General features: G+C 69.0%; 21 protein-coding genes, 1 tRNA gene and 1 riboswitch. Of the genes, 10 read left to right on the forward strand and 12 right to left on the reverse strand.

All coding sequences use genetic code 11. The features are described 5' to 3' along the window. Window positions 1-18: 18 nt before the first annotated feature. The 6 genes from ABDZ95_RS03820 to ABDZ95_RS03845 all read right to left on the reverse strand — a co-directional run bounded on the left by ABDZ95_RS03820 (window position 19) and on the right by ABDZ95_RS03845 (window position 4,385). Window positions 19-567, reverse strand: a complete 549-nt coding sequence (locus ABDZ95_RS03820) for a CC0125/CC1285 family lipoprotein (RefSeq protein ID WP_343790615.1) — start codon at window positions 565-567, stop codon at window positions 19-21. A gap of 82 nt (window positions 568-649) precedes the next feature. After that, window positions 650-1,282, reverse strand: coding sequence for a LysE family translocator (locus ABDZ95_RS03825; RefSeq protein WP_343790618.1), 633 nt, complete (start codon window positions 1,280-1,282; stop codon window positions 650-652). A 53-nt stretch (window positions 1,283-1,335) separates the two neighbouring features. After that, window positions 1,336-1,905: a hypothetical protein gene (locus ABDZ95_RS03830; RefSeq protein WP_343790621.1), complete on the reverse strand. Its 570-nt coding sequence runs from the start codon at window positions 1,903-1,905 to the stop codon at window positions 1,336-1,338. A gap of 79 nt (window positions 1,906-1,984) precedes the next feature. After that, window positions 1,985-2,452 carry a hypothetical protein gene (locus tag ABDZ95_RS03835; protein WP_343790624.1) on the reverse strand — a complete coding sequence of 156 codons (468 nt, stop codon included), beginning with the start codon at window positions 2,450-2,452 and terminating at the stop codon, window positions 1,985-1,987. Window positions 2,453-2,522: 70 nt separating this feature from the next. Continuing rightward, window positions 2,523-3,764: an argininosuccinate synthase gene (locus ABDZ95_RS03840; RefSeq protein WP_343790627.1), complete on the reverse strand. Its 1,242-nt coding sequence runs from the start codon at window positions 3,762-3,764 to the stop codon at window positions 2,523-2,525. Window positions 3,765-3,851: 87 nt separating this feature from the next. Then, window positions 3,852-4,385 (reverse strand): hypothetical protein, encoded by a 534-nt coding sequence (locus ABDZ95_RS03845; RefSeq protein ID WP_343790630.1) that lies wholly within the window; start codon window positions 4,383-4,385, stop codon window positions 3,852-3,854. Between the two features lie 131 nt (window positions 4,386-4,516). Here ABDZ95_RS03845 and ABDZ95_RS03850 point away from each other — a divergent pair, with 131 nt between their 5' ends. Then, on the forward strand, window positions 4,517-5,416 hold the full coding sequence (locus ABDZ95_RS03850) for an aldo/keto reductase (protein ID WP_343790633.1): 900 nt from the start codon (window positions 4,517-4,519) through the stop codon (window positions 5,414-5,416). Here the strand turns inward: ABDZ95_RS03850 and ABDZ95_RS03855 are convergent. Then, window positions 5,400-7,232 (reverse strand): TonB-dependent receptor plug domain-containing protein, encoded by a 1,833-nt coding sequence (locus tag ABDZ95_RS03855; RefSeq protein ID WP_343790636.1) that lies wholly within the window; start codon window positions 7,230-7,232, stop codon window positions 5,400-5,402. The genes ABDZ95_RS03850 and ABDZ95_RS03855 overlap by 17 nt on opposite strands. A gap of 134 nt (window positions 7,233-7,366) precedes the next feature. Then, a riboswitch (cobalamin riboswitch) is annotated at window positions 7,367-7,551 on the reverse strand. 78 nt (window positions 7,552-7,629) lie between these two features. On the opposite strand from ABDZ95_RS03855, the gene mutS reads away from it, so the two are divergent. The 3 genes from mutS to murJ are packed head-to-tail and all read left to right on the forward strand — an operon-like array spanning window position 7,630 to window position 14,651. Further along, window positions 7,630-10,335, forward strand: a complete 2,706-nt coding sequence (gene mutS / locus ABDZ95_RS03860; protein ID WP_343791238.1) for a DNA mismatch repair protein MutS — start codon at window positions 7,630-7,632, stop codon at window positions 10,333-10,335. After that, window positions 10,332-13,025, forward strand: a complete 2,694-nt coding sequence (gene glnD / locus ABDZ95_RS03865) for a [protein-PII] uridylyltransferase (RefSeq protein WP_343790639.1) — start codon at window positions 10,332-10,334, stop codon at window positions 13,023-13,025. Before mutS ends, glnD begins: the two co-directional genes overlap by 4 nt. Before the next feature lie 30 nt (window positions 13,026-13,055). Then, window positions 13,056-14,651, forward strand: a complete 1,596-nt coding sequence (gene murJ / locus ABDZ95_RS03870) for a murein biosynthesis integral membrane protein MurJ (protein ID WP_343790642.1) — start codon at window positions 13,056-13,058, stop codon at window positions 14,649-14,651. Between the two features lie 9 nt (window positions 14,652-14,660). On the opposite strand, the gene ABDZ95_RS03875 is transcribed toward murJ, so the two are convergent. Continuing rightward, window positions 14,661-15,458, reverse strand: a complete 798-nt coding sequence (locus ABDZ95_RS03875; RefSeq protein ID WP_343790645.1) for a hypothetical protein — start codon at window positions 15,456-15,458, stop codon at window positions 14,661-14,663. Window positions 15,459-15,653: 195 nt separating this feature from the next. On the opposite strand from ABDZ95_RS03875, the gene trpS reads away from it, so the two are divergent. From trpS to ABDZ95_RS03890, 3 genes are all read left to right on the forward strand, one after another. Beyond that, window positions 15,654-16,718 (forward strand): tryptophan--tRNA ligase, encoded by a 1,065-nt coding sequence (trpS, locus tag ABDZ95_RS03880; protein ID WP_343790648.1) that lies wholly within the window; start codon window positions 15,654-15,656, stop codon window positions 16,716-16,718. Window positions 16,719-16,726: 8 nt separating this feature from the next. Continuing rightward, window positions 16,727-17,401: a GNAT family N-acetyltransferase gene (locus tag ABDZ95_RS03885; RefSeq protein WP_343790651.1), complete on the forward strand. Its 675-nt coding sequence runs from the start codon at window positions 16,727-16,729 to the stop codon at window positions 17,399-17,401. An 85-nt stretch (window positions 17,402-17,486) separates the two neighbouring features. After that, on the forward strand, window positions 17,487-17,912 hold the full coding sequence (locus ABDZ95_RS03890) for a hypothetical protein (RefSeq protein WP_343790654.1): 426 nt from the start codon (window positions 17,487-17,489) through the stop codon (window positions 17,910-17,912). On the opposite strand, the gene ABDZ95_RS03895 is transcribed toward ABDZ95_RS03890, so the two are convergent. Both ABDZ95_RS03895 and ABDZ95_RS03900 read right to left on the reverse strand, forming a co-directional pair. Then, window positions 17,909-19,246 carry an RsmB/NOP family class I SAM-dependent RNA methyltransferase gene (locus tag ABDZ95_RS03895; RefSeq protein WP_425542960.1) on the reverse strand — a complete coding sequence of 446 codons (1,338 nt, stop codon included), beginning with the start codon at window positions 19,244-19,246 and terminating at the stop codon, window positions 17,909-17,911. The two genes, ABDZ95_RS03890 and ABDZ95_RS03895, sit on opposite strands and share 4 nt — an antisense overlap. A 47-nt stretch (window positions 19,247-19,293) precedes the next feature. Further along, window positions 19,294-21,285, reverse strand: a complete 1,992-nt coding sequence (locus ABDZ95_RS03900; RefSeq protein ID WP_343790660.1) for a potassium transporter Kup — start codon at window positions 21,283-21,285, stop codon at window positions 19,294-19,296. Window positions 21,286-21,444: 159 nt separating this feature from the next. Between ABDZ95_RS03900 and ABDZ95_RS03905 the strand changes: the two genes are divergently transcribed. The 3 genes from ABDZ95_RS03905 to ABDZ95_RS03915 all read left to right on the forward strand — a co-directional run bounded on the left by ABDZ95_RS03905 (window position 21,445) and on the right by ABDZ95_RS03915 (window position 23,086). Further along, on the forward strand, window positions 21,445-21,915 hold the full coding sequence (locus ABDZ95_RS03905) for an Rrf2 family transcriptional regulator (protein WP_343790663.1): 471 nt from the start codon (window positions 21,445-21,447) through the stop codon (window positions 21,913-21,915). A gap of 7 nt (window positions 21,916-21,922) precedes the next feature. Beyond that, window positions 21,923-22,729, forward strand: coding sequence for an SDR family NAD(P)-dependent oxidoreductase (locus ABDZ95_RS03910; protein ID WP_343790666.1), 807 nt, complete (start codon window positions 21,923-21,925; stop codon window positions 22,727-22,729). Window positions 22,730-22,861: 132 nt separating this feature from the next. Then, window positions 22,862-23,086, forward strand: a complete 225-nt coding sequence (locus ABDZ95_RS03915) for a hypothetical protein (protein WP_343790669.1) — start codon at window positions 22,862-22,864, stop codon at window positions 23,084-23,086. Window positions 23,087-23,242: 156 nt separating this feature from the next. Here ABDZ95_RS03915 and ABDZ95_RS03920 read toward each other — a convergent pair. Together ABDZ95_RS03920 and ABDZ95_RS03925 are read right to left on the reverse strand one after the other, a co-directional pair. Continuing rightward, window positions 23,243-23,317: transfer RNA gene (locus ABDZ95_RS03920), tRNA-Gly, on the reverse strand. 87 nt (window positions 23,318-23,404) lie between these two features. After that, entirely contained in the window at window positions 23,405-24,187 is a 783-nt protein-coding gene (locus tag ABDZ95_RS03925) for an SDR family NAD(P)-dependent oxidoreductase (RefSeq protein WP_343790672.1), read from the reverse strand. Window positions 24,188-24,211 lie beyond the last annotated feature (24 nt).

Genomic DNA, 24,211 nt, shown 5'->3' on the forward strand with positions numbered 1-24,211 from the left:
GTCGGGAGGCCTTTCTCATTACATCGAACGCGGAACCCGCGAGCCGAGGTTGTCGATGACCTCGCGGGCGTTGAAGGCGTTCGGGTCGTTGGCGGGCTTGGCGCCACGGCCCATGACGATCTCGGACGAGGCCTCGAAGCGCTCGATCTCGCGAACGTCGAAGTTCGGGCCGAACGGATCGCGCCACGGGTTCCAGTAGCCGCCGCGATAGTAGCGCCACGACGGACCCCAGAACGGGCTGTACCGGTCGTAGTAGAACGGATCGCGCATGCCGGTCAGGCGGACATCGCGGTCGGTGGCGCGGTTTACGGTGGCGAACCAGTCGTAGCCGTTGTCGCGGGTCAGCTCGGCGGCTCGCAGCAGCAGGCCCATGTCGACCTGATCGCGGGAGGTGACGGAGTTGCCGGAGAAGCTGATGCGGTAACGGTCGGAATCGATCCGCTGTTCGGAATAGCCGTAGCGGCTGTCAGGGCCGGCCGGCGCATAGGGCGTGGCCGTGGCGCAGGCGGACAGGGTCAACGCGGCCGCCGCCGCCAGCATGACAGGCTTGATAAGGCGGGTGTTCATGGGAGTACTCCTTGACGCGACATCACGCGCCCTGTCGGCTGAACGGGACATGAACGGCCGGGTTCCCGGGGCGAACAAGCCCTTATAAACGCGAGATAATAAGCACGGCCGCAGCCAGCAACAGCAACCCGGTCAGAATGGCGAACCCGCGACGGAAGCGGGGCTCGGACATGCGTCGGGCGAGAGCGGCTCCACCCAGACCGTAGGCGGACATGCTGAGGACGTCCATGCCGATGGTGGCCACGGCGAACAGGGCCAGCTGGGGCGCGGCCGGGCGGTTCACGTCCAGAAACGGCGGCAGGACGGCGGTGAAGAACAGGACCGCCTTGGGGTTGGCGATCTGGACCATGAAGCCGTCGACCAAGGCGCTGCGGCCCATTTTCACGGTCGGCGCGTCAGGATCGGCGGCGGTTGCGAAGGCCCCTCGCAGGGCCTGAACGCCGAGCCAGCCGACGTAGAGGGCGCCGCCGATGGAGATCAGGCGAAACACCTGCGGGAAGGCGACGACGAGCGCGCCGAGGCCCAGGGCCGCTGCGCCGAACCAGACCAGGGTCGCGGCGTTCATGCCGACCACGCCCAGAAGCGCGCCGGCCGGGCCTCTCTGCACGCCATTGGCGACGGAGAAGACATTGGCCGGTCCCGGCGTGATCGCCATGACGGCCATCACGCCCAGAAAGGTCGCGTAGAGGTGCGGATCGACCGGAAGCTGAGCCATGCGCCCCTGTCGGGCCGCAGACGCCTCCGGTCAAGATGTCGCAGGCAGGAGGATCAGGCGCCGGTCTTTACCGACACGGCGACGGCCGGAGTCGGGGTAGCGATCTCGACCGCGACGGCGTCGACGGCCTCGACCTCGTCCATGGCCGCGTCGACCTCGTCCATCGCCTCGCCAAGGGCGTACTGGGCCATCAGGGCGTAGGTCTGCATGTGCTCGGGGTCCTGCGAGGCCCAGGCGCCGTTCATCGCCATGCCCTGACCGACGGCGAGGGCGCCGGACAGGTCGACGTTCGACAGGGCTTCGGTGATCAGCCCGTCCAGGTCGATGTTGGCGAGGGCCTCGCCGGCGATGGCCGAGGCGTGCTCGGTCACCTGGGCGGTGAAGGCCTCGACGTCCGGCGCATACTCGGTCCAGAGGGCGGCGATGCGCGCCTCCTTCTGGTCGTCAGACAGGCTGGCGTCGTCCCCGATGGCTTCGGCGCGTTCGCCGAAGGCTTCCATGCGGGCTTCGAACCGTTCCGCGGCGGCCTCGATGGCCGCCTCGGAGTCGGTCTGGGGGTCGGCGGCGGCCTGCGACAGCGGCAGCAGGGCGAGGGCGGCGGCGAGGGAGAGGGCCTTGATCATGGTCGGGCTCCTGAGAAAATCTGCCCGGAAGGTCCGTCCAACGCCGTTCGACCTCAAGTGAAATCGCGGTAAGGCGCGATTACTGGCCCGCCGTGCCCTCGTCCTCGCCCGGATCCTCGCCGGTGATCAGGGCCTGGGCGATCTGCTCGGGGAACATGCCGCGCACCATCGTGGCCGCCTGGGCGGCCTGCTCGGACGTGGCGCCTTCCGAGGCGGCCTGCAGCAGGATCATCGCCTCGAGCGCGTCGCCAAACTCGTTCAGAACCGGCTGCTTGTCGGCCAGCAGGGCGCGGATGCGGGTTTCCTTGTCGGCGGCCGACAAGGCCGCGTCGGCGCGGATGACCGCGGCCCGCGGCTCCAGCTCGTCCATCATCTCTTCGAGAGCTTCGCCGGCCGCCTGGATGCGGTTGATGACGGCCATCTGCTCCGGCGTCGGCTCGGCGGGCTGCGCTGGTGCGGCCGGCGCGGCGGGGGGAGCGGGCGGCGCGGCGGGCGCGTCCTGTGGCGAAACCAGCAGGGCGGCGGCGAAAGTCAGGGAAAGCAGCACAGGAACCTCGGGGGGAGGGTGAGAGGAATTACGATCCTGCTACACCTGCCCCTCCGAAGCGAGCTTTGCTTCAACCCTTGTCGCGGGCGTCGCGCTTGCCGAGCACGCGCAGGCGCAGGGCGTTCAGCTTGATGAAGCCGGCGGCGTCGCGGTGATCGTAGGCCACGGCGCCCTCCTCGAAGGTCACCAGCTCCTGATCGTACAGGCTGTTGGGGCTCTCGCGGCCGATGATCGAGACATTGCCCTTGTAGAGCTTGACCCGAACCGTGCCCGAAACCCTGGCCTGCGAATGATCGATGGCGGCCTGCAGCATCTCGCGTTCCGGCGAGAACCAGAAGCCGTTGTAGATCAGGTGGGCGTACTTGACCGCCAGTTCGTCCTTCAGGTGCATGGCGCCGCGATCCAGCGTGATCGACTCGATGCCGCGGTGGGCCGCCAGAAGGATGGTGCCGCCCGGGGTCTCGTAGACGCCGCGCGATTTCATGCCGACGAAGCGGTTCTCGACGAGGTCGAGGCGGCCGACGCCGTTGTCGTGACCCAGTTCGTTCAGCTTGGTCAGGATGGTCGCCGGGCTCATCGCCACGCCGTCGATCGAGACCGCGTCGCCCTTCTCGAAGCCGAGGGTGAAGACGGTCGGCGTGTCCGGCGCGTCTTCCGGCGAGATGGTGCGCTGGTGAACGAACTCGGGCGCCTCGATGGCCGGATCCTCGAGGACCTTACCTTCGGACGACGAGTGCAGCAGGTTGGCGTCGACCGAGAACGGGGCCTCGCCGCGCTTGTCCTTGGCGATCGGGATCTGGTGCTTCTCGGCGAAGTCCAGCAGCGCCTCGCGGCTGCGGAACTCCCACTCGCGCCACGGGGCGATCACGTGGATGTCCGGCTCCAGCGCATAGTAGCCCAGCTCGAAGCGGACCTGGTCGTTCCCCTTGCCGGTCGCGCCGTGGCAGACGGCGTCGGCGCCGACCTGACGGGCGATCTCGATCTGGCGCTTGGCGATCAGCGGCCGGGCGATCGAGGTGCCGAGCAGGTACTGGCCCTCATAGACGGTGTTGGCGCGGAACATCGGGAAGACGAAGTCGCGCACGAATTCCTCGCGCAGGTCGTCGATGAAGATGTTCTCGGGCTTGATGCCCATCTTCAGCGCCTTCTCGCGTGCCGGCCCGAGCTCCTCGCCCTGGCCCAGATCGGCGGTGAAGGTGATGACCTCGGCGTTATACTCCGTCTGCAGCCACTTCAGGATGATCGAGGTGTCCAGGCCGCCCGAATAGGCGAGCACGACTTTCTTGACGGGCTTGTCGGCAGCGTTGGTCATGAGATCGGTCCTTCGGCGAACGCGGGGAGGCGTTTCTGGCGGCGCTTAAAGGGCCAGATGACCGACGATGCAAGGGCAGGATTGCGGCTATCGCCTGTCGCCGTGCGCAGAAGCGAGGGTTTCGAGCATGTCCAGGAACTCCTTGACCATCTCAGCGAGGAATTTTGCCCAAGGGGGCATGCTGTCGAAGGCCGCCGCAATACTTCCGACGATAGAGCTCGACACTCCAAAGTAGCGTGCGACGGCTGCCAGTGCCTCGCGCGCCGAACGAGGCAGAAACGTCTGCGCCGTTTCCCGGTGCCTATCCGCAGTCCAGAGTTTGAATTCCAGGTTGGCTCCGGTCAGCCCAAAGCGCCGGAGATTTCTGCCCAAGCGCGGATCGTCCCTTTCCAGAACGCGGATCATCCTGCCTAAATTCTGCACGACGCCGTCTTCGAAAGCACGTCGTGCGAGTGCTTTCGCTTCCTCAAGCTCGAATAACTCCGGAAAGGGGTTGTCTTCCTGCGTTGATTCTTCGGTTGCCAGAACTATCGCGAGGTCATCGCGGAGTCGGGACAGGAAGGCGACAAGGGCCGCACGATCAGCGTCGGTTGGCGTTCCGTCAAAACCCACGTCCGTCATTTCGCACTCCTGATTGCGAGCAACTTTACAATCCTTGCGTGTCTCTTTCCAGCGGACCCATGTTCGCCGGGTAAGGTTTGCTCAACGTCCTGGAAGGGCGGTCTTAAACATTGCGGTTCAAGGTCGCTGGAGTGAACCTGAATCGCGCCCAGTCTCCGGTCGAAAAACTCGCCGTGGCCATCGTGCATGAGCCGACGCGTGCGTCGCCTCCGCATGCCGGCGCGCGTGAGGAGGCGCTGCGATTCCTGCTGCAGACCGCCGGTGACGCGGGCGTCACCCTGATCGCCACCCAGCCGGGCGGCGACGGCGAACGTCTGCTGGGCCAGGCCTGGCCCTTCCCCTCGCCCTTCCAGGTTTCGGTTCGGACCGTTTCGATCGCCGACGGCGTGGATCGCGTCGAGGCGCGGGCCCGCCGGTCGCTGGAGCGACTGGGCCTGCCGCGCGGCGATGTGCTTCTGGCCTCGTCGGCCTGCGATCTGGCCGGCGCCGAGGGGCGCGCCCTGTGGGATCGGATGGTGGCGCTGAAGGAGCGCGGGCTGTTCAAACGGATCGGCTTCTGCGCGACCATGGAGGACGGCCCGGCCCTGCTGGCCCGTCGCTTCCAACCGGACGTAGTTCAGCTGCCCTGCAATCTTCTCGACCAGCGGGCGCACCGCACGGGCGTGCTGGACGAGCTGGCGGCGCTGGATGTCGAGATCCACGCCTCGTCGGTGTTTGCCGACGGCGTGCTGTTCATGAGCGGCGACATCCTGCCGGCGGAAATGGCCGGACAGGCGCATCAGCTGTCGCGTATCCGGCGTCGACTGGCCGAGGCGCGCGTCGATCCGATGCAGGCGACCCTGGCCTATACGCTGAACCTGCCGCAGGTGACCGCGGTGGTGGCCAGCGTGGCGTCAGCTGCCGAACTGCGCGCCATGCTGGCGGCGGCCCATGCGCCGGCGCCCGCCCTGGACTGGGAGGCGCTCCAGCTGGAGCAGCCGGCCGTCCTGACGACGGCCGGCGCCCGCAACCGGATCAGTAGCGCAGCCTGATCCCGACGTAGCCGGAACGACCCGGCTCACCGTAACCCAGCACCTGCTGATAGTGCTCGTCGGCGAGGTTCTCGACGCGCGCCGTCAGGGTGACGTTGTCGTTGAGAGCATACGCGGCGTTCAGATTGGCCGTGACGAAGCCGTCGCGGACCGGAGCCGTCGCCGAGTTGGTGTCGCGCTGTTCGCCTTCCGCGCGGACCGTCAGGGCGCCTGACAGGCGGTCGCCGGTCCAGCCCAGGGTGGCCGAGCCAGCATGCTCCGGGATGCGGGCCAGGGCGATGCCCGTGGTCTCGTCCTTCGCATCGGTCCAGGCATAGGCCAGGCTCAGGTCGAAGCCGCCGCCAAGGATAGCCCGGCCTTCCAGCTCGACGCTGTCCGTCGCCGTCTCGGCGATGTTGACGTAGTAGCTGTCGAAGGTCGTCGTATCGAAGAAGTAGGTGATCTGGTCCTCGACGCCGAGGTGATAGATCGTGGCGCGGGCCTCGATCCGATCGTCCGACGACCGCCAGCCGATGGCGGCTTCATAGCCCTCGGCCTTTTCCGGACGCAGGGTCGGGAAGGGGACCGACGAGAAGCAGAAGTCGCAGACGGCCTGGCTGACCGACGGCGCCTTGAAGCCCGTGCCCCAGGCGCCCGACAGGGTGAAGCCGTAGCCCAGCTCGTACGCCGCCGAGATCCGGCCGGTGGTCTTCGAGCCGAAGTCGTCGGTGTCGTCGAAGCGCAGGCCGCCGGTGACGCTCAGGGCGTCGCTGACCTGATAGCGGCCGGTGGCGAAGACCGAGCTGGTCCCCAGATCGACGCTGTCGCCGGTCGAGATGCTGCCGCTGCTTTCCTCGCGCTCGGCGCCGAAGGCGAAGGTCGCTGCGCCGGTCTCGCCATTGGCCTGCCAGCGATACGCCTGACGGTCGGCCTCGAAGACCGAGCCGAAGGCGCTGAAGGTCTGGCGCTCGATATCCGAACCCGAGACGCTGAACTGGTGTTCCAGACCCAGGGCCTGAACCGTGGCGCGGGCGACGCCGGACCACTGTTCCGACTCCGAGCGGTCTGCGTTGTCGGAGATCGGGAAGCCGTTATCCAGATCGGCCTCGCTCTGCGACCAGCGGGCCGAACCGTCAAACTTCACGGTCGGGGACACGGCATAGCGACCACGGACGCCAACGGTGGTGTTCTCGAAGCCGTCGGCCTCGGGATTGCCGTTGGCTTCGTCGGCGACCGAGATGCCGTCGGTGTCGAAGCGCGAGACATAGCCGCCCAGCGCCCAGGTCTCGTTGGCGCGGCCAACGGCGATGCGGCCGCGGACCGTGTCGAAGCTGCCGGCCTCGGCCTCGGCGCGCAGGCCGTCGATTTCCTTCGTGGTGAAGGCGATCACGCCGCCGATGGCGTCTGAACCCCACAGCGACGACTGCGGGCCTGACAGGACCTCGATGCGCTCGATGTCGCCCAGGTCGAAGCCGGAGAAGTCATAGGCGCCGTTGGGCTCGGCCGCGTCGTTGACCGGGGCTCCATCGACGAGGACGAGGGTCTTGCCCGGCGTCGCGCCGCGCATGCGCACCTGGGCCACGCCGCCGAACGCGCCCGAGCGGGTCACGGACAGGCCGGGCACATCGGCCAGGATGTCGGCGGCGAAGACCGCGCCGCGCTGTTCGATGGTCGCCGCGTCGATGACGCGGGCGCCGGGGGTGTCCTCGACGATGGCCGGGATACGGGTGGCGGTGACCACCACTTCGGGAAGCGTGTCGTCCTGCGCCTGTTGGGCGAAGGCGGACGAAGGGACGAGCACGGCCGCGGCCGTGGCGAGCAGAAGGGATCGCGTCATTTGCGAAACTCCGTCGTCTCCGCGCGAGCGCGTCGCGGCGACGTGAGGATGGCGACCGACCCGTCCGGGATGGACGGCGCAAGTGTCGGGTCGCCTCGACGGAACACCGCGTCTCTGTCTGGTCCCGGACAGCGGACGGACGACGTCGGCGGCCAGGTCTCCTGGCTTGCGGGTCAATGACGGACGATCACGCCTTCCCGGGGGCTCCCAGTGGCGCCGGAGCGGATGCTCCGGATCGATCGGTCGTCTCGCCGCCTACAGTTGCGGGCACAGCCGCGGTTTCGCACCGCGTTCCCTTAACCGCCTGCCGCGGCGTATCGCAGCGCCGCGAAGCTTGTGCAAGACGGGCGGATCGCGCTTGAGACGTTGGCTCCGATCCGTCACCCTGCCGCCACGCATGAACGCCCCCGTCGCCCATCCCCCGCAAGCCGAGCCGGTTCCGTCCATGGAGGGCGTGACGCCGTTCATGGCGCAGTATCTGACGGCCAAGGCCAGCGTGCCGGACGCCATCCTGTTCTTCCGCATGGGCGACTTCTACGAGCTGTTCTTCAAGGACGCCGAGATCGCGGCCGCGGCGCTGGGCATCACCCTGACGAAACGGGGCAAGCATCAGGGCGACGACATTCCGATGGCCGGCGTGCCGGTGCATGCGCTGGAAGGCTATCTGGCACGGCTGATCCGGCAGGGATTCAAGGCTGCAATCTGCGAGCAGATGGAGGATCCGGCCGAGGCGAAGAAGCGCGGCTCCAAGGCGGTGGTCCGGCGCGACATCGTGCGGGTGGTCACGCCCGGCACCCTGACCGAGGACAGCCTGCTCGACGCGCGCGGCGCGAACCGGCTGGCGGCCGTGGCGATCCGCAAGGGTCGGGCGGCGGTGGCGGTGGTCGAACTGGCCGGCGGCGTGGTCGACGTGGTCGCCTGCGCGCTGGAGGATCTGGGCGCGACCCTGTCGTCCTTCCGGCCGTCCGAGGTGCTGGTGCCCGACCGCCTGTTCTCGGACGAGGCGGCCAAGGATGCGCTGGATGGATCCGGCGGCGTGGTTCAGGCCCTGCCGCAGGCGCTGTCCGAACCGGTCGGCGCGCGGGTGCGGGTCGAGCGCCTGTATGGCGTGGCCGCGCTGGACGGCTTCGGCGCCTTCGAGGAGGCAGAGGTCTCGGCGCTGGGCCTGATCGCCGCCTATCTGGAGACGACACAGGCCGGGAAGATCCCGGCGCTGGCGCCGCCGCGACGGTCGGGCGACACGGGCTTCCTGGCCATCGACCCGGCGACGCGGCTGAGCCTCGAGATCGACCGGACACAGCGGGGCGAGCGCGAAGGCTCGCTGCTGGCCTCGATCGACCGGACGGTGACCTCGGGCGGGGCGCGGGCGCTGGCCGAGCGGATCGCCCGGCCGCTGCGGAACACGACGGCGATCAACCATGGACTCGATGCGGTCGAGTGGCTGCTGGAGCGGCGCGACCTCAGGCGTGACCTGCGCGACGGCCTGCGGGCCTCGTCGGATGTGGCGCGGGCGGTGTCGCGACTGGCGCTGGGCCGGGGCGGTCCGCGCGATCTGGCGGCGATCCGGGGCGGCTTGTCGATCGCGGGCGGACTGGTCAGCCTGTTCCCGACGCCGGACGAAACGCTGGACGGCCCGCCGGCGCGGATCGCCGCCTGCCTCGACCGGCTGACACTGTCGCCGGAGCTGGGTGGCCTGCTGTCGGGTCTGGCCGAGGGTCTGGCGGCCGAGCCGCCGCATCTGGCGCGCGACGGCGGTTTCGTGAACCCCGGCTTCCGGCCCGAGCTGGACGAGGCGCGGCAGCTGCGGGACGACAGTCGCCGGGTGGTCGCCGACCTCGAGGCCCGCGCGGTCGCCCAGAGCGGCGTGCCGTTCAAGGTCAAGCACAACGCCGTGCTGGGCTATTTCCTCGAGGCGACGGCCAAGGCGGCGGAACCGCTGCTGCGGCCGAGCGAGGACAGCCCCTTCATCCATCGCCAGACCCTGGCCAATCAGGTGCGCTTCACGACGGTGGAGCTGTCGGAGCTGGACGCGAAGATCAGCCAGGCCGGGCACCGGGCGCTGGCAATCGAGGGCGAGACCTTCGAGACGTGGCGACGCACGGTGCAGGCGCTGGCCCAGCCGCTTCAGGCCGTGGCCGAGGCCTTGGCTGAACTCGACGCCCATGCCGCGCTGGCGGAGTGGGCGCAGGAGGTCGGCGCCGTTCGACCTCACGTCGACGACACCACCTGTTTCGAGGTCAGCGCCGGCCGTCACCCGGTGGTCGAGGCGGCGGTGAAGGCGGCGGGCGACCCCTATACGCCGAACGACTGTCGGCTGGACGGATCGGGGGCAGGCTGTGCGCGCCTGTCGATCGTCACCGGCCCGAACATGGCGGGTAAGTCGACCTTCCTGCGCCAGAACGCCCTGCTGGTGGTGCTGGCCCAGGCCGGGGCCTTCGTGCCTGCGAAGGCGATGCGGCTGGGGGCGGTCGACCGGCTGTTCTCGCGCGTCGGGGCGGGAGACGATCTGGCGCGCGGGCGGTCCACCTTCATGATGGAGATGGTCGAGACCGCCGCCATCCTGACCCAGGCGACCGAGCGTAGCTTCGTGGTACTGGACGAGATCGGGCGGGGTACGGCGACCTATGACGGTCTGGCCATCGCCTGGGCCGTGGCCGAGGCCCTGCACAATCGCAATCAGGCGCGGACGCTGTTCGCCACCCATTATCACGAGCTGGCGGCGCTGGAGACGCGGCTGGCCCACGTCTGCAACCTGTCCATGCGGGCGAAGGAGTGGAACGGCGATCTGGTCTTCCTGCACGAGGCCGCGCCGGGCGCCGCCGATCGCTCCTACGGCGTGCAGGTGGCCAAGCTGGCGGGCGTGCCGGGGGCGGTGGTCAGCCGGGCGCGCGAGGTGCTGGACCGGCTGGAGGGCGAGACCTCGGCCGCCGCGAACCTCAACGACCTGCCGCTGTTCGCTGCCGCCGAGCCGGCCGTGCCCCCGATCACGCCGCCGCCGTCCTCGGCCGTCGATGACGCCCTGCAGGGCATCGAGCCGGACGAGCTGACGCCGCGCGAGGCGCTGGAGGCCCTGTACCGGCTGAAGGGGCTGGCGAAGCGGTGAGCCAGCCGCTGGCCGAGCGGCTGGAGGAGGCGGCGTCCGCTCCGGATGTGCGCAAGGCGGTCGCGTCGGCGCTGCGCGATCACTGGGACGCGGACCGGGCGAAGGCGGCGCGGAAGCTTGAGGGCGGGGCGGACGGCGTGGCCGTGGCGCGGCTCTATTCGGTCGCCGCAGACGAGATGCTGACGGCGCTGTGGGACTTCACCGCGGGCGTTCTCTACCCCGCCCCCAATCCGACCGAGGCCGAGCGGCTGAGCCTGATCGCCGTCGGGGGCTATGGCCGGGGCGTGCTGGCGCCGTTCTCGGATCTGGATCTGCTGTTCCTGCGCCCTTGGAAGTCGAGCCCGCGCACCGAGCAGGTCATCGAGTTCATGCTCTATGTCCTGTGGGATCTGGGCGTGAAGGTCGGACAGGCGGCGCGGTCGGTGGACGAATGTCTGGCGCTGGCCAAGACCGACATGACGGTGCGCACGACCCTGCTGGAGGCGCGGCCGCTGGCGGGAGATGCGATCCTGTCCGAGGACTTCATCGCCCGCTTCCATGCCCAGGTGACCAAGGCCGACCCCCGCGCCTTCATCGCCGCCAAGCTGGAGGAGCGGGATGTCCGGCACCAGAAGACCGGCGCCGTGCGCTATCGGGTCGAGCCGAACGTCAAGGACGGCAAGGGCGGCCTGCGCGATCTGAACACCCTGTTCTGGATCGCCCGGTCGCTGGCGCCGGACAGCCCGTTGGGCGAGCGGGTGCTGGACGACCTGCTGACCCCGCGCGAGCGGCGCAGCTTCGAGGAGGCGTTCGACTTCCTGTGGCGGACGCGGGCGCACATGCATCTGATCGCCGGGCGGGCCGAGGAGAAGCTGACCTTCGACCTGCAGCCCGAGGTGGCCAAGCGGATGGGTTGGCGCGGTCGGGGCGACGAGCCTGCGGTCGAGCGCTTCATGCGCCGCTATTTCCTCGTGGCCCGCGATGTCGGCGGCCTGACCCGCGCCCTGTCGGCCAAGCTGGAGGGGCGGCACCAGAAGCCGACCATGAGCCTGTCGCGGCTGATTCCGGGCCGGAAGCGCAAGCTGGGCGTCGAGGGCTTCGTCGAGGCGTCGGGCCGTCTGTCGGTGACCGGGCCGGAGGTGTTCGCCGAGGCGCCGGAGAAGCTGCTGATCCTGTTCCGGACGGCCGACCAGCACGACCTCGACCTGCACCCGGACGCCTTCTCGGCGGTGACGCGGTCGCTGTCGCTGGTGACGCCGTCTTTGCGACGCGATCCCGAGGCGACTCGGGCCTTCCTCGACATCCTGGCGCACGGACAGCGGCCGTACCGGGTGCTGACGCTGATGAACGAGACGGGACTGCTGGGCCGGTTCCTGCCCGAGTGGGGGCGGATCGTCGGCCAAACCCAGTTCAACATGTACCACGCCTATACGGTGGACGAGCACACCCTTCAGGCCATCGGCATCATCAACGACCTGTGGCGCGGCAAGCTGGGCGAGGAGCACCCGGTGGCGACCGAGATCGTGCACCGGATCGACGACTTCGAGGCCCTGATGCTGGCCATGCTACTGCACGACGTCGGCAAGGGCGGCGACCGGGGACAGCTGGAGGACGGCGCAATCGCCGCGCGTCGGGCCTGCGACCGGCTGGGGCTTGACCCGCGGCGCACAGAGTTCGTGGTCTGGCTGGTGCGCAATCATCTGATCCTCAGCGACTATGCGCAGAAGCGGGACGTGTCTGACCCGGCGACGGTGCGCGCCTTCGCCGATCTGGTGGGCGACCCCGAGCGGCTGCGGACCCTGCTGATCCTGACGGTGGCGGACATCCGGGCGGTGGGGCCGGGCGTCTGGAACAGCTGGAAGGGCCGGCTGATGCGCGACCTGTACCAGCGCACGGAGGCGGTGTTCCGGGGCGAGGACGTGGTGCGCACCGATCCGCGCGACGAATTCCCCGATCTGGCCGCGCGGGCGGCGAAGACCGGCGCGGCGGCCGAGTCCGTGGCCGACTGGCTGGGCGACGCCGAGCAGCGCTCGGTGGCCTCGACGCGCGTGGCCATCGCGGCGCGGGACCGGCCGGGCCTGTTCGCCGATCTGGCCTCGACCCTGGCGGCGGCGGGAGCCGACATCGTCGGCGCGCGGGTGGCGACGGCCGAGGATGGCATGGCGCTGGACGTGTTCGACCTGCAGGACGGCGTCGGCGCCCCCTATGGCCGGGACGAGCCGCGGCGGCTGACGCAGTTGATCGGCGCGCTGGAGCAGGCGGCGAAGGGCGGCACGCCGCGCAAGCCGGCTCCGGCCCAGCCCAATCCGCGTCGGGCGACCTTCGATGTCCGGCCCGTCGCCCTGATCGATCTGGACGAAAGCCCCGACGCGGCGGTGATCGAGGTGTCCGGCGCCGACCGCCCCGGTTTGCTGGCGGATCTGGCGCGGGCGCTGGCGGATCACGGCCTGTCGATCCGCTCGGCCCACATCGCCGGCTTCGGCGAGCGGGCGGTGGACAGCTTCTATGTGACCGATGCGGACGGGGCCAAGCCTGCGGCGGGGGAGGCGCTGGAGACGGTGCGCGCCGCTCTGGAAGGGGTGCTGGACCGTCGCGCCGCGCCGGGCGGATCGGTCTCGGCCCCGGTGCGGGCCAGCCAGCGGGACGTCACCGAGTTCGGCCGTCGCCGGCCGCGCGTGGAGCCCGTATCGCCGACCCCGGAAGCGCGCTAAGCGTCAGATATCCCGACCTTCGAGAACGCGATGAGCCTCGCCCGCAATACGATCGTCCAGGCCACCCTGACCCTGGGCAGCCGCATCCTCGGCTTCGCCCGAGACCTCGCCCTGTCGGCCCGCTTCGGCCAAGGGCCGATGATGGACGCGTTCACGACGGCGCTCATGCTGCCCAACATGTTCCGCCGTCTGTTCGCCGAAGGCGCCTTCGCCCAGGCCTTCGTGCCGGTTTACGGCGGCGTGCGAGCCCGCGAGGGAGACGAGGCCGCGGCGGTGACGGCGTCGGAGGCCATGTCCTTCATGCTGGCGGTGGTGGCCGGGTTCTGCATCCTGCTGCAGCTGTTGATGCCATGGATCATGCCGCTGCTGCTGTCGGCCTATCGCGGCGACGAGGCGGTGCTGCGGGTGGCGGTGACGGCGACCCAGCTGGCCATGCCCTATCTCGCCTGCATGACGGTGGCCTCGCTGCTGTCCGGCGTGCTGAACACGGCCGGCAAGTTCGCCCTGTCGGCGGCGGTGCCGGTGTTCCTGAACCTGTGCACGCTCGCGCCCCTGCTGGCGGCCTATGTTGTGCCCGCCAGCCAGCCGACAGTGCTGATGTGGGTGACGGCGGCGGTGACGGTGTCGGGCTTCATCCAGGCCGGTCTACTGTGGTGGGGCGTGCGGCGGCTGGGCGTGACGCTGAAGCTGTCCGTGCCGCGCCTGACGCCGAACGTTAAGCGGGCGCTGGCGCTGGCTGTGCCCGGCGCGCTGGCGGGCGGGGCGATGCAGGTGAACTCGCTGGTCAGCCAGGTGCTGGCGGGCTCGGACGAAGGCGCGCGCTCGGTGATCTACAATGCCGACCGGCTGTACCAGCTGCCATTGGGGCTGATCGGTGTGGCGATCGGACTGGCGCTGGTGCCGCGCCTGACGAAGGCTTTCGTGGCCGGGGATCACGAGGGCGGTCGAAAGACGCTGGACGACGGCATCACCCTGGCCATGGCCTTCACCCTGCCGGCGGCGGTGGCCTTGTTCGTCATTCCCTTCTTCATCATCGACGCGACCGTGACGCGCGGCGCCTTCACCAGCGCCGACGCCGCGCGCACGGCCGACGTGCTGCGCCAGTTCGCCTGGGGCGTGCCGGCCTTCGTGCTGGCCAAGGTTTTGACCCCGCCCTTCTTCGCCCGCGAGGATACGCGCCGGCCGATGATCTATGCGGTCTCGGCGGTCGTCTTCACCATCGTGGTCGGCTCGGGCCTGTTCTTCTGGCTGTCGTCGCAGGGGATGGACGGGGTGCTGGGTCTGGCCATCGCCACCAGCCTGTCGGCCTGGGTCAACGTGGCCCTGCTGGGCGGGACGCTGATGCGCGAGGACGTGTGGCGGCCCTCCCCGGCCTTCGTCTCGCGCATCGCGAGGGTGCTGCTGGCCAGCGCTGTCATGGCCGGCGCGCTGCTGGCCGCGGGGATCCACTACGAGACGCTCGGCCGCCTGTTCCTGGCCAAGGAGGTCGCCGTGCTGGTGGTCTGCGGGGCGGGCGCGGCCCTGTACGGCGTCTGCCTGCTGGCCTTCCGGGCGGTGACGATCCGCGAGCTGAAGGCGGTCCTTCGTCGCGAGCCCGGCGCTTCGGTCCCGTCCGGTCTGGAGTAGATCGTCGGGTCACCGGTCCGCAGGCGGGTGCAGCAGAACATGTTGGTCATCGGCGTCCGCGATCGCACGGGCGAGGCGCGCGAAGAGGTGGTCCCGGACGTACTGTTCGAGTTTCGGCGTATGCGTCCGGAACAGGCGCCAGGCGTCGTCTGCCGTGCCGGTCGTCGAGGGCTTCCCGGTCGTGTCGGGCAGGACCTCGCCGAGCAGGCGCATCAGATAGTCGGGCCACGACTGCTGGTTCAGGCATTCCGACGGGCGCAGGCGGTACTCCGCCTCGGTCTCCGGCGCCAGCAGATCGTGCAGCGGATCCCATCCCGTGTGCAGGGGCGGCAGGACGGCGTGCAGATCCGTCTCGTCTCCGGTCTCCAGCAACCGGGCGGCGGTGACGCGGATTGCGATGTCCTGCTCGGGAAACAGCAGGCCCTCAACAGCGAACAGATTGAGCACTCCCGGGATGTTGGCCCAGTTGCGCAGCTTCTTGCCGGTGACGATGTCGGCGAAGGCGAGGAAGGCGGTCTCGGCCGTAACGAAGCGGTTGGATCCGACGAAGAGGCTGAGCGTGCCGCGATCGACCCGTCTCGCGACGGAGAGCGTTCGCCGTCCCTGATGCTGCGTCCATGCGCCGGGGTCGTCGTGCACGTCGGTCAGCAGTTGGCGGGCCTGATCGACCCGAAACGTCTTCCCGAGAACGACGAAGACATTGCCGCCGTCGCGGTCATCCTCGAGAGCCTGTGCGAACTTCGCCCGGACCTCGGCGATGGCCTCGTCGATGGCGCGTTCGCATTGCTCGGCGGTCGGGGTGATCATGGCGACAGTCTGGATCAGGTCGGGATGATTGTCTCCGGTCTGGACTGACCGTCGGCGAGACGATAAGCGCGTCAGCCATGACGATATCGGGACTGAACGCCGCCGGCCGGCGATGGCGCGGCTGATCTTTCACAGCATTTCCCGCGCGCGCGTCCCTGCGCGCCTGATCCAGACCTTCTCCCCGAGTATCCGACCATGACCGATCCGACCCCGGCCTCCCCCGCGCCGGCTCCCGCCATCCCCACGTATGATGGCCCGCGCCGCATCCTGTCCGGCATCCAGGCCTCCGGCGCCCTGCATCTGGGCAACTATCTCGGCGCCCTGAAGCGCTTCACCCAGCTTCAGGACCAAGGCGCGCCCTGCTTCCTGTTCGTCGCCGACATGCACGCCATCACCGTGTGGCAGGACCCGGCCCTGCTGACCGCCCAGACGCGCGAGATCGCGGCGGCCTATCTGGCCTCGGGTCTGGACCCGGCGAAGTCGGTGATCTTCCCGCAGTCGGCCGTGCGCGCCCACGCCGATCTGGCCTGGATCTTCAACTGCGTCGCCCGCCTCGGCTGGCTCGACCGGATGACCCAGTTCAAGGAGAAGTCGGGCAAGCACAAGGAGCGCTCGTCGGTCGGCCTGTACACCTATCCGGTGCTGCAGGCGGCGGACATCCTGCTGTACAAGGCCACCGAGGTGCCGACCGGCGAGGACCAGAAGCAGCACCTCGAGCTGACCCGCGATATCGCCCAGAAGTTCAACAACGACTTCGGCGCGCCCGGCTTCTTCCCGCTGCCAGAACCGCTGACCCAGGGCCCGGCCCCGCGCGTGATGAGCCTGCGTGACGGCGCGGCCAAGATGTCCAAGTCGGACCCGTCGGACGCCTCGCGCATCAATCTGACGGACGACGCCGACACCATCATGGCCAAGGTCCGCAAGGCCAAGACCGATCCGGGCAACCTGCCGGAGACGGTCGAGGAGCTGAACGACCGCCCCGAGGCGAAGAACCTGGTGACCATTTACGCCGCGCTGGCGGACATCAGCCGCGAGCAGGTGCTGGCGCAGTTCGGCGGACAGGGCTTTGGCGCCTTCAAGCCGGCGCTGGCCGAACTGGCGGTCGAGTCGATGGCTCCGGTCACCGCCGAGATGCGCCGCCTGATGGCCGACACGGCCGAGATCGATCGCGTGCTGAAGGACGGCGCCGAGCGCGCCGCGGCCGTGGCCGATCCGGTGGTGGAAGAGGTCAAGAAGATCGTCGGCTTCTGGCGGGCGTAAGCTGCCGGATGACGGGCGGCCATCCCCTCGACCGCGCCGTCCGCAACGCTCTGAACGGGCGGCAGGCGGGGCTGTCCGTGCGCTCCGGCGACGTTCTGCGATTCGATCCGGCTTACGCCCTGTTCGCCGCGGCCGGGCCGGAGGCGACGGATGACGACTGGGTCGCGCTGGCCCGGGCGACCGGGCCGGTGGCCCTGTTCGAGACCGATCCGGTCGTGCCGGCCGGCCTGCGCGAGGTCGACCGGATCGACTGCCTGCAGATGGTGGCGACGGAGATCACGTCCGGCGGGCGCGAGGTCGCTTGGGAGGTCCTGACCGACGCGGACGGGCCGGAGATGCTGGCGCTGGCGACCCTGACGAAGCCGGGGCCCTTCTATGCGAAGACCCACCTGCTGGGCCCGTTCATCGGCGTGCGCCACGAGGGGCGGCTGGTGGCGATGGCGGGCGAGCGGTTGAGCCTCGACGGCTTCGGCGAGGTCAGCGGCGTCTGCACCCATCCCGACTGGCGCGGCCATGGCTATGCCGGGTCGCTGATGCGGGTGGTGGCGCGGCGCATTCTGGCGCGGGGCGACGCGGCCTTCCTCCACGCCCGCATCGGCCACGCGGACACCATCGCCTTCTACGAGACCCTGGGTTTCCGGCCGCGCGCGATTCCAAGTTATTCGGTGATGGAACCGATCTGAGTCCGGTTATAGCCTGCAACCAAGGCATTGATCGGGGGCGTCTGTGGATCGAGAGCAGCGAAGTTTCCATTACCGCCCAAGAATCGTGGCCGCGTATCTCCTCCTCGCGGTCGCTACCGGCCTGAGCCTGTATCTCGGCCAGGGCGGAGTCGGCAGGTATTCGATATACATTTTTCTCGAAGAACCTCCGGGGTCGTATTTCCTTTATTTGGTGGGCGGTGTCCTTGCTCTTGGCCTTCTCAGGGAGCTTCCAGCATTCGTCAGGGCCGTCGTAAGAATTCCTGCGGTCCAGTTCGATGGGCGGACGCTCCTCGTGCGGGGGTGGGACAACCACGCCTTCGACACTGTCGAGGATTCATCGATCTGGCATTCCATCAATGACGCCGGATCAGTCATCACGATCGGGTCCGGCAAAGGCGCGAAAGCGCGCATCTACACGAAGCAGGTCGAAGGCCATCTTTCCCTGTTGAGGTTCCTCGACGACCTGCTGGGGCCGCGCGCCGAAACCTAGGAGACGCGATCCAGACGGGCGACGAAGAAGCCGTCGACGCCGCCCTTTTCAGCCCACATCGAGGGCAGGATGCGCAGCCAGCCTTCGGGAGTCAGCGCCTCGTCCGGGGCGCCGATCTCGGCCGGGACCGCAGGCGTGGTCTGGAAGGCCGGGTTGCGGCGCAGGAAGGCGATGATCTGGGTCTCGCCCTCTTCGCGCTCCATCGAGCAGACGCAATAGACCAGGCGGCCGCCCGGCTTCACACGCTCGGCGGCGGCGTCCAGCAGGCGGTGCTGGACGTCGGCCAGCTTGGCGACGTCGGCGGGCTTGGTGGCGCGCAGGACTTCCGGATTGCGGCGGAAGGTGCCGGTGGCCGTGCAGGGCGCGTCCAGCAGGACGGCGTCGAAGGCGCGGTCGTCCTCCCAGTCCTCGGCCGGGGTGACCACGACCTCGGCGGTCAGGCCGGTGCGCTCCAGATTGGCGCGAAGGCGCTTCAGGCGGGTGTCCGAACGGTCCAGCGCGACGACCTCGGCGCCCGAGGCGGCCAGCTGCAGGGTCTTTCCGCCCGGGGCGGCGCACAGGTCGGCGACGGTCTCGCCGGCCTTCAGGGCCAGCAGGCGGGCGGGGACGGCGGCGGCGGCGTCCTGCACCCACCATGATCCCTCCTCGAAGCCCGGCCAGCTCGCCACGTCGCCGCGGCGACCGGTGCGGACCGTGCCGCCGGGCAGAGCCTCGCCCTCGACGGCGGCGGCGAGGGCTGCAACGTCGACATCGGGCTTGGCGCTGAGGTCGGTGGCGGGCTCTTCGCGGGCGACGAGGGCCAGGGCAGTCAGCGCCGCCTCGCCCCAAGTCGCGCGCCAGCGGGCGGCCAGCCAGTCGGGCAGGTTGCTTTCGGCCGTGGTCAGGCCGGGGCCGTCGCGGCCGACGCCGCGCAGCACGGCGTTGACGAGGTTCTTGTAGGGCCGGGTCCTGGTGTCGCGCTCGGCCAGCTTCACGGCCGTGGAGACGGCGGCGAAGGCGGGTGTTTCGAGCACGAGGATCTGGGCCAGAGCGATGCGCAGGATGGTGCGCACGGCCAGCGGCGGGGCCTTCTGCAGGCGACGGTCGAGTATCTGGTCGATCTCGCCCAGACGACGCAGGGCGGCCATGGCCACGGCGCGGGCGAAGGCGCGGTCGGGACCGGGCAGGGCGGCGACCTCGCGGAACGACAGGGCGGCGTCCAGACCGCCCCGGCCCTCGAGCGCGGCGTTCAGAAGGACCCCGGCGGCCAGACGGGCCTCGACGCCGATGTCGGCGGCCTCGTCACGAGGCTGCTCGACGCGCGGCGGGCGCGGGCCGCGCGCCTTGTCGGCCATGCGGCGGCCGTGTGCGGCGGAGTTGCGGCCTGCGCCGTTGCGTTCGTTCATACGGAGACCTGCGTGCCCAGTTCGACCACGCGGCCGGGAGGAATATGGAAGAAGTCGGTCGGGTTGGCGGCGTTGCGCATCAGGAAGATGAACAGCCTGTCCTGCCACATGGGCATGCCCTCGGTGGCCGAGGCCACGACCGAGCGGCGGCCGAGGAAGAAGCTGGTCGACATGATGTCGAATTTCAGACCCTGCTTGCGGCACACGCCCAGCGCCTTGGGCACATTGGGCTGCTCCATGAAGCCGTAGGAGATGGTCAGCTTCTTGAAGTCGTCCGAGATCGGCTCGATGACCACGCGCTCGCTGTCGGGCACGCGCGGGCGGTCGCTGGTGCGGACGGTCAGGATGACGTTCTTCTCGTGCAGCACCTTGTTGTGCTTGAGATTGTGCATCAGGGCGACCGGGGCGATGTCCGGGTCCGAGGTCAGGAAGATGGCCGTGCCCGGGGCGCGATGCGGCGGACGGGCGCGCAGCATCTCGATCAGGTCGTTCAGCGGCAGGCTGTCCTTGCGGGTCTTGGCGGTCAGGATCTGCGTCCCGCGCACCCAGGTCCACATCAGCAGCACCAGCGCCGCGCCCAGCACCAGCGGCATCCAGGCGCCGTCCGGGATCTTCAGCAGGTTGGACGTCAGGAAGACGGTGTCGATGAAGCCGAACGGGATCAGCGTGCCCAGCACGGCCCACAGCGGCCACTTCCACTTATGGGTGATGACGAACCAGGCCATCAGGGTGTTGATCAGCATGACCCCGGTGACCGCCACGCCATAGGCGGCGGTGAGGTTGTGCGAGCTCTGGAACATGACCAGCAGCACCAGCACGCCGATCATCAGGAAGGTGTTGACCGCCGGGACATAGATCTGGCCGGCCTGGGTCTCGGACGTATTGCGGATGTCGATGCGCGGCAGCAGGCCCAGCTGGACAGCCTGCTGGGTCACCGAGAAGGCGCCGGTGATCACGGCCTGCGAGGCGATGACGGTGGCGGCGGTCGCCAGCGCCAGCATCGGCCAGTAGATGACCTGTGGCACCATGCTCCAGAACGGGTTCTCGGAGGCGCCGGGATTGTCGAGGATCATCGCGCCCTGGCCGAGGTAGTTCAGCGTCAGGCAGGGCAGTACGAAGTAGAGCCAGCCGGCGCGGATCGGCGCCTTTCCGAAATGGCCCATGTCGGCATAGAGGGCCTCGGCGCCGGTGACGGCGAGGAAGACGCTGCCGAGGATGACGAAGCCGAGGAAGCCGTCCTTGATCAGCAGCTCGACGCCATAGTGCGGCGACAGGGCGCGCAGGATCGAGATGTCGTCGAAGATGTGGATCAGGCCCAGCACGCCGAGGCTGAGGAACCAGACGGCGGTGATGGGGCCGAAGAACTTGGCCAGACCGGCGGTGCCGCGGGCCTGAACCAGGAACAGGGCGATCAGGATGCCGGCCGAGACCGGCACTATGAACGGGTCCAGCGAGCCGCCGACGCCCGGCGCGTCCTTCACGCCCTCGATGGCGGACAGGACCGAGATGGCCGGGGTAATGATGCCGTCGCCGTAGAACAGGGCCGCGCCGAGCACGCCCAGAATGAAGATCAGGGCCGAGCGACGGCCGATCGCATGCTGCGCCAGCGCCATCAGGGCCAGGGTGCCGCCCTCGCCCTTGTTGTCGGCCCGCATCAGGAAGAAGACGTATTTGAACGTCACCACCACCATCAGAGCCCAGAAAGCCAGAGAGACGACGCCGACCACGGCCAGATCGCCGCCCACGCCGCCGCGGGCGTGGTCGATGGCTTCACGCAGGGCGTAGAGCGGGCTGGTGCCGATGTCGCCGAAGACGACGCCGATGGCGCCCAGGATCAGGGCCGCCTTGCCGCCCTTGCCCGAGCCGTGGCCTGCGCCATGGCCATGCCCGCCCGCGGGATGCGGAGGAGCAGCGGCGGAATGATCGGATTTGGACGGGGTGCTGACGACGGATGATCCGTCCTCGCCCTGGGAGGGGGCGCCGGCCATGAATGTCCTCCGGGGACGCCGCACAGCGCGGTCCCCATCAACGAGCGGCGAGCCTTTAGGCTCTTTCCGAGGCGGATTCAATCGTGCTGCAAGTGCGAAGGTTGCACCGGTTTGTGAAACCCCTTCACAGCGCTTATCTTGGGTAGCGAAAGAGCACCCATGTCCGACAGCCAACGCTTCCCCGTCGCCGCCCACTCGCTGGCCTATCTGGCCCACAAGGGCGCCTACTCGCCGGCCGAGGCCGCGCCGAGCGCAGTTCTGGCCGCCTCGGTGCCGACCAATCCGGTGGTGGTCCGTCGCGTGACGGCCCTGCTGGCCAAGGCCGGTCTGATCGCCACCCGTCCCGGCGCATCCGGCGGCGCCTGGCTGCTGCGTCGTCCGGAGGACATCCGGCTGGACGAGGTTCTGAAGGCCGTCAACGGCTGCGCCCATCTGGGCTCCACGCCAAAGGGCGCCAAGGGCTGTCCGGTCAGCGAGCATATTCCGCGTCAGGTGGCCAAGGCTCTGACGGCGGCGGATCAGGCGGCGGCCCAGGCCCTGTCGAAGATCACCATCGCCGACCTGCTGGCCGAGAACCCGCCGTCGCTGGTCGGGTTCGAGATGCACAAGTCCTGCCCTGTCGCGGCCTGATCCGCGCGTGAACCCCGGCCGCCGCCGTACAATCCTGATCACAGGCGCCTCCGCTGGCATCGGCGCGGCTCTGGCGCGGGTCTATGCGGCGAAGGGCTGGGATCTGATCCTGACCGCCCGTCGCGAAGGACCGCTGGAAGCTTTGGCTGAGGAACTGCACGGCTATGGCGCCGTCGTCACCGTCATCACCGATGATCTCGCCGACCCGGCCGCGCCGCGCCGGCTGTTCGATGCGATCGCCGACAGGAGCCTGATCGTCGATGGCCTGGTCAACAATGCGGGCTTCAGCCGGACCGCCGGCTTCCTGCAGACCGAACCCGAGGCCCATGCAGCCATGATCCGGGTCATGCTGACCGCACCGGTCGAGCTGGCCCGGCTGTTCGCGCCCGGCATGGCCGAGCGGGGCTTCGGCCGCATCCTGAACGTCGCCTCGCTGGCAGGGCAGATGCCGGCGACGGGAGGAGATACCCTCTACGGCCCGATCAAGAGCTTCCTGATCAAGGCGTCGCAGGGCCTGCACCTGGAGATGGCCGGAAGCGGGGTGCACGTTACCGCCCTGTGCCCCGGCTACACCCTGACCGAGTTCCACGACGTCAACGGCACCCGCGCCGAGGTCTCCTCCGCCTATCCCGCCTGGATGTGGCAGACCGCGGAGCACGTCGCCGAGATCGGCTACGCCGCGCTGGAGGCCAACCGGCCCAAGGTCACGCCGGGATTCATGAACAATGTGCTGGCGGGTCTGGCCAAGCACCTGCCGGACGCCACGGCGCTGCGGATGGTCGGCGGACATGCGAAACGGCTGAAGCGGATCTGAGGATCCCCTTGCCGACATTTCACCCGCAGCGACCAGCAACCAGTGCGTTAACAACACGCTACTGTGAGTTGCGATTCGTTTGGTTCTGACGCCTCATTCCCGGGCAGCCAGAGGGGCTGTCAGGAGGAAGCCATGTTGAAGAAAATCACCGTCGCCGCAGCCTTCGCTGCGAGCGTTCTGATCGCGCCCGCTGCTTCGTCGACCCCTACGCCCATGCCGGCGCTCGCCCAGTCCAGGGTCGCGGCGATGGATCTCACCGAGTGCCAGGTTCAGCACCTCGCCCGCTGCTATGCGGTCTGGGGCGACTACGGTTGGTGCTATCAGCAGGCCCAGGACTACGCCTGTTACGACGGTTGAACTGACGAAGCTCGGCTATCAGACGGCGGTCTTCCATGGGGCCGCCGTTTTTTGCGTCGACTTTCTGATCAGACCCTTACCTTGGCGATCGGGCGCGGCCGATGGCGCCAAAAGCAAAAGGCCCGGTCCGAAGACCGAGCCCTTTAAAGCTTCGACTGGAGCGGGCGAGGCGATTCGAACGCCCGACCCTCACCTTGGCAAGGTGATGCTCTACCCCTGAGCTACGCCCGCACTCCGTGGGGCGGCGATGCCGTCCCGTGTCGAGGAGGGGGCGTATAGCGGACCCTCGCGGGCGACCGCAAGCCCCCTTTCGAGAAATTACCGCGGAGCCAGTCGAATAGCCCCATCCAGGCGGATGCATTCGCCGTTGATGTAGACGTTGCGGGCCAGTTCCAGCACCAGCGAGGCGTAGTCGGCCGGGCGGCCGAGGCGGCTGGGGAAGGGGATGGCGGCGGCGAGGCTGTCCTGAACCTTCTGGTCCATGCCGGCCATCATCGGCGTCCACATGATGCCGGGCAGGATGGTGTTCACGCGCACGCCTTCCTGCGCCAGATCGCGGGCGATCGGCAGGGTCATGGCGTAGACGCCGCCCTTGGACGCCGAATAGGCCGCCTGGCCGATCTGGCCGTCCTGCGCCGCCACCGAGGCGGTGTTGACGATCAGGCCGCGCTCGCCGTCCTCCATGGGCTCCAGCGACACCATGCCAAGCGCCGACTGCGACAGGACGCGGAAGGTGCCGAACAGGTTGATGCGGACGGTGCGCTCGAACGAGGCCATGTCGTGGGCGCGGATCTCTCCGGTGTCACGCTTGCGGCTGACGGTCTTCTGGCCGGTGGCGATGCCGGCGCAGTTGACGGTCAGGCGCTCCTGACCGTGGGCGGCGCGGGCCTTGGCGAAAGCGGCGGCCACTTCCTCGTCCGAGGTGACGTCGACCTTGCAGAAGACGCCGCCGATCTCTTTCGCGATGGCCTCGCCCTTTTCCTCGTTCATGTCGAACAGGGCGACCTTTGCGCCGGTGGCGGCGATGGCGCGCGCGGTGCCTTCGCCGAGGCCGGAGGCGCCGCCGGTGACCACCGCGGCGATGCTGTTGTCGAGTTTCATCCCTGTCGTTCCTATATTCAGCTG

Source organism: Brevundimonas kwangchunensis, assembly GCF_039523815.1.
Taxonomy (GTDB): Bacteria; Pseudomonadota; Alphaproteobacteria; order Caulobacterales; family Caulobacteraceae; genus Brevundimonas; species Brevundimonas kwangchunensis.

Coding starts and splice junctions, on each gene's coding strand:
- ABDZ95_RS03845 (WP_343790630.1), bottom strand. CDS start 4,385: ATGACGGACGTGGGTTTTGACGGAACGCCAACCGACGCTGATCGTGCG.
- ABDZ95_RS03855 (WP_343790636.1), bottom strand. CDS start 7,232: ATGACGCGATCCCTTCTGCTCGCCACGGCCGCGGCCGTGCTCGTCCCT.
- ABDZ95_RS03895 (WP_425542960.1), bottom strand. CDS start 19,246: ATGGCCGACAAGGCGCGCGGCCCGCGCCCGCCGCGCGTCGAGCAGCCT.
- ABDZ95_RS03840 (WP_343790627.1), bottom strand. CDS start 3,764: ATGACCAACGCTGCCGACAAGCCCGTCAAGAAAGTCGTGCTCGCCTAT.
- ABDZ95_RS03820 (WP_343790615.1), bottom strand. CDS start 567: ATGAACACCCGCCTTATCAAGCCTGTCATGCTGGCGGCGGCGGCCGCG.
- ABDZ95_RS03925 (WP_343790672.1), bottom strand. CDS start 24,187: ATGAAACTCGACAACAGCATCGCCGCGGTGGTCACCGGCGGCGCCTCC.
- ABDZ95_RS03905 (WP_343790663.1), top strand. CDS start 21,445: ATGTCCGACAGCCAACGCTTCCCCGTCGCCGCCCACTCGCTGGCCTAT.
- ABDZ95_RS03830 (WP_343790621.1), bottom strand. CDS start 1,905: ATGATCAAGGCCCTCTCCCTCGCCGCCGCCCTCGCCCTGCTGCCGCTG.
- ABDZ95_RS03900 (WP_343790660.1), bottom strand. CDS start 21,285: ATGGCCGGCGCCCCCTCCCAGGGCGAGGACGGATCATCCGTCGTCAGC.
- ABDZ95_RS03825 (WP_343790618.1), bottom strand. CDS start 1,282: ATGGCTCAGCTTCCGGTCGATCCGCACCTCTACGCGACCTTTCTGGGC.
- mutS (WP_343791238.1), top strand. CDS start 7,630: ATGAACGCCCCCGTCGCCCATCCCCCGCAAGCCGAGCCGGTTCCGTCC.
- ABDZ95_RS03885 (WP_343790651.1), top strand. CDS start 16,727: ATGACGGGCGGCCATCCCCTCGACCGCGCCGTCCGCAACGCTCTGAAC.
- ABDZ95_RS03915 (WP_343790669.1), top strand. CDS start 22,862: ATGTTGAAGAAAATCACCGTCGCCGCAGCCTTCGCTGCGAGCGTTCTG.
- murJ (WP_343790642.1), top strand. CDS start 13,056: ATGAGCCTCGCCCGCAATACGATCGTCCAGGCCACCCTGACCCTGGGC.
- trpS (WP_343790648.1), top strand. CDS start 15,654: ATGACCGATCCGACCCCGGCCTCCCCCGCGCCGGCTCCCGCCATCCCC.
- ABDZ95_RS03875 (WP_343790645.1), bottom strand. CDS start 15,458: ATGATCACCCCGACCGCCGAGCAATGCGAACGCGCCATCGACGAGGCC.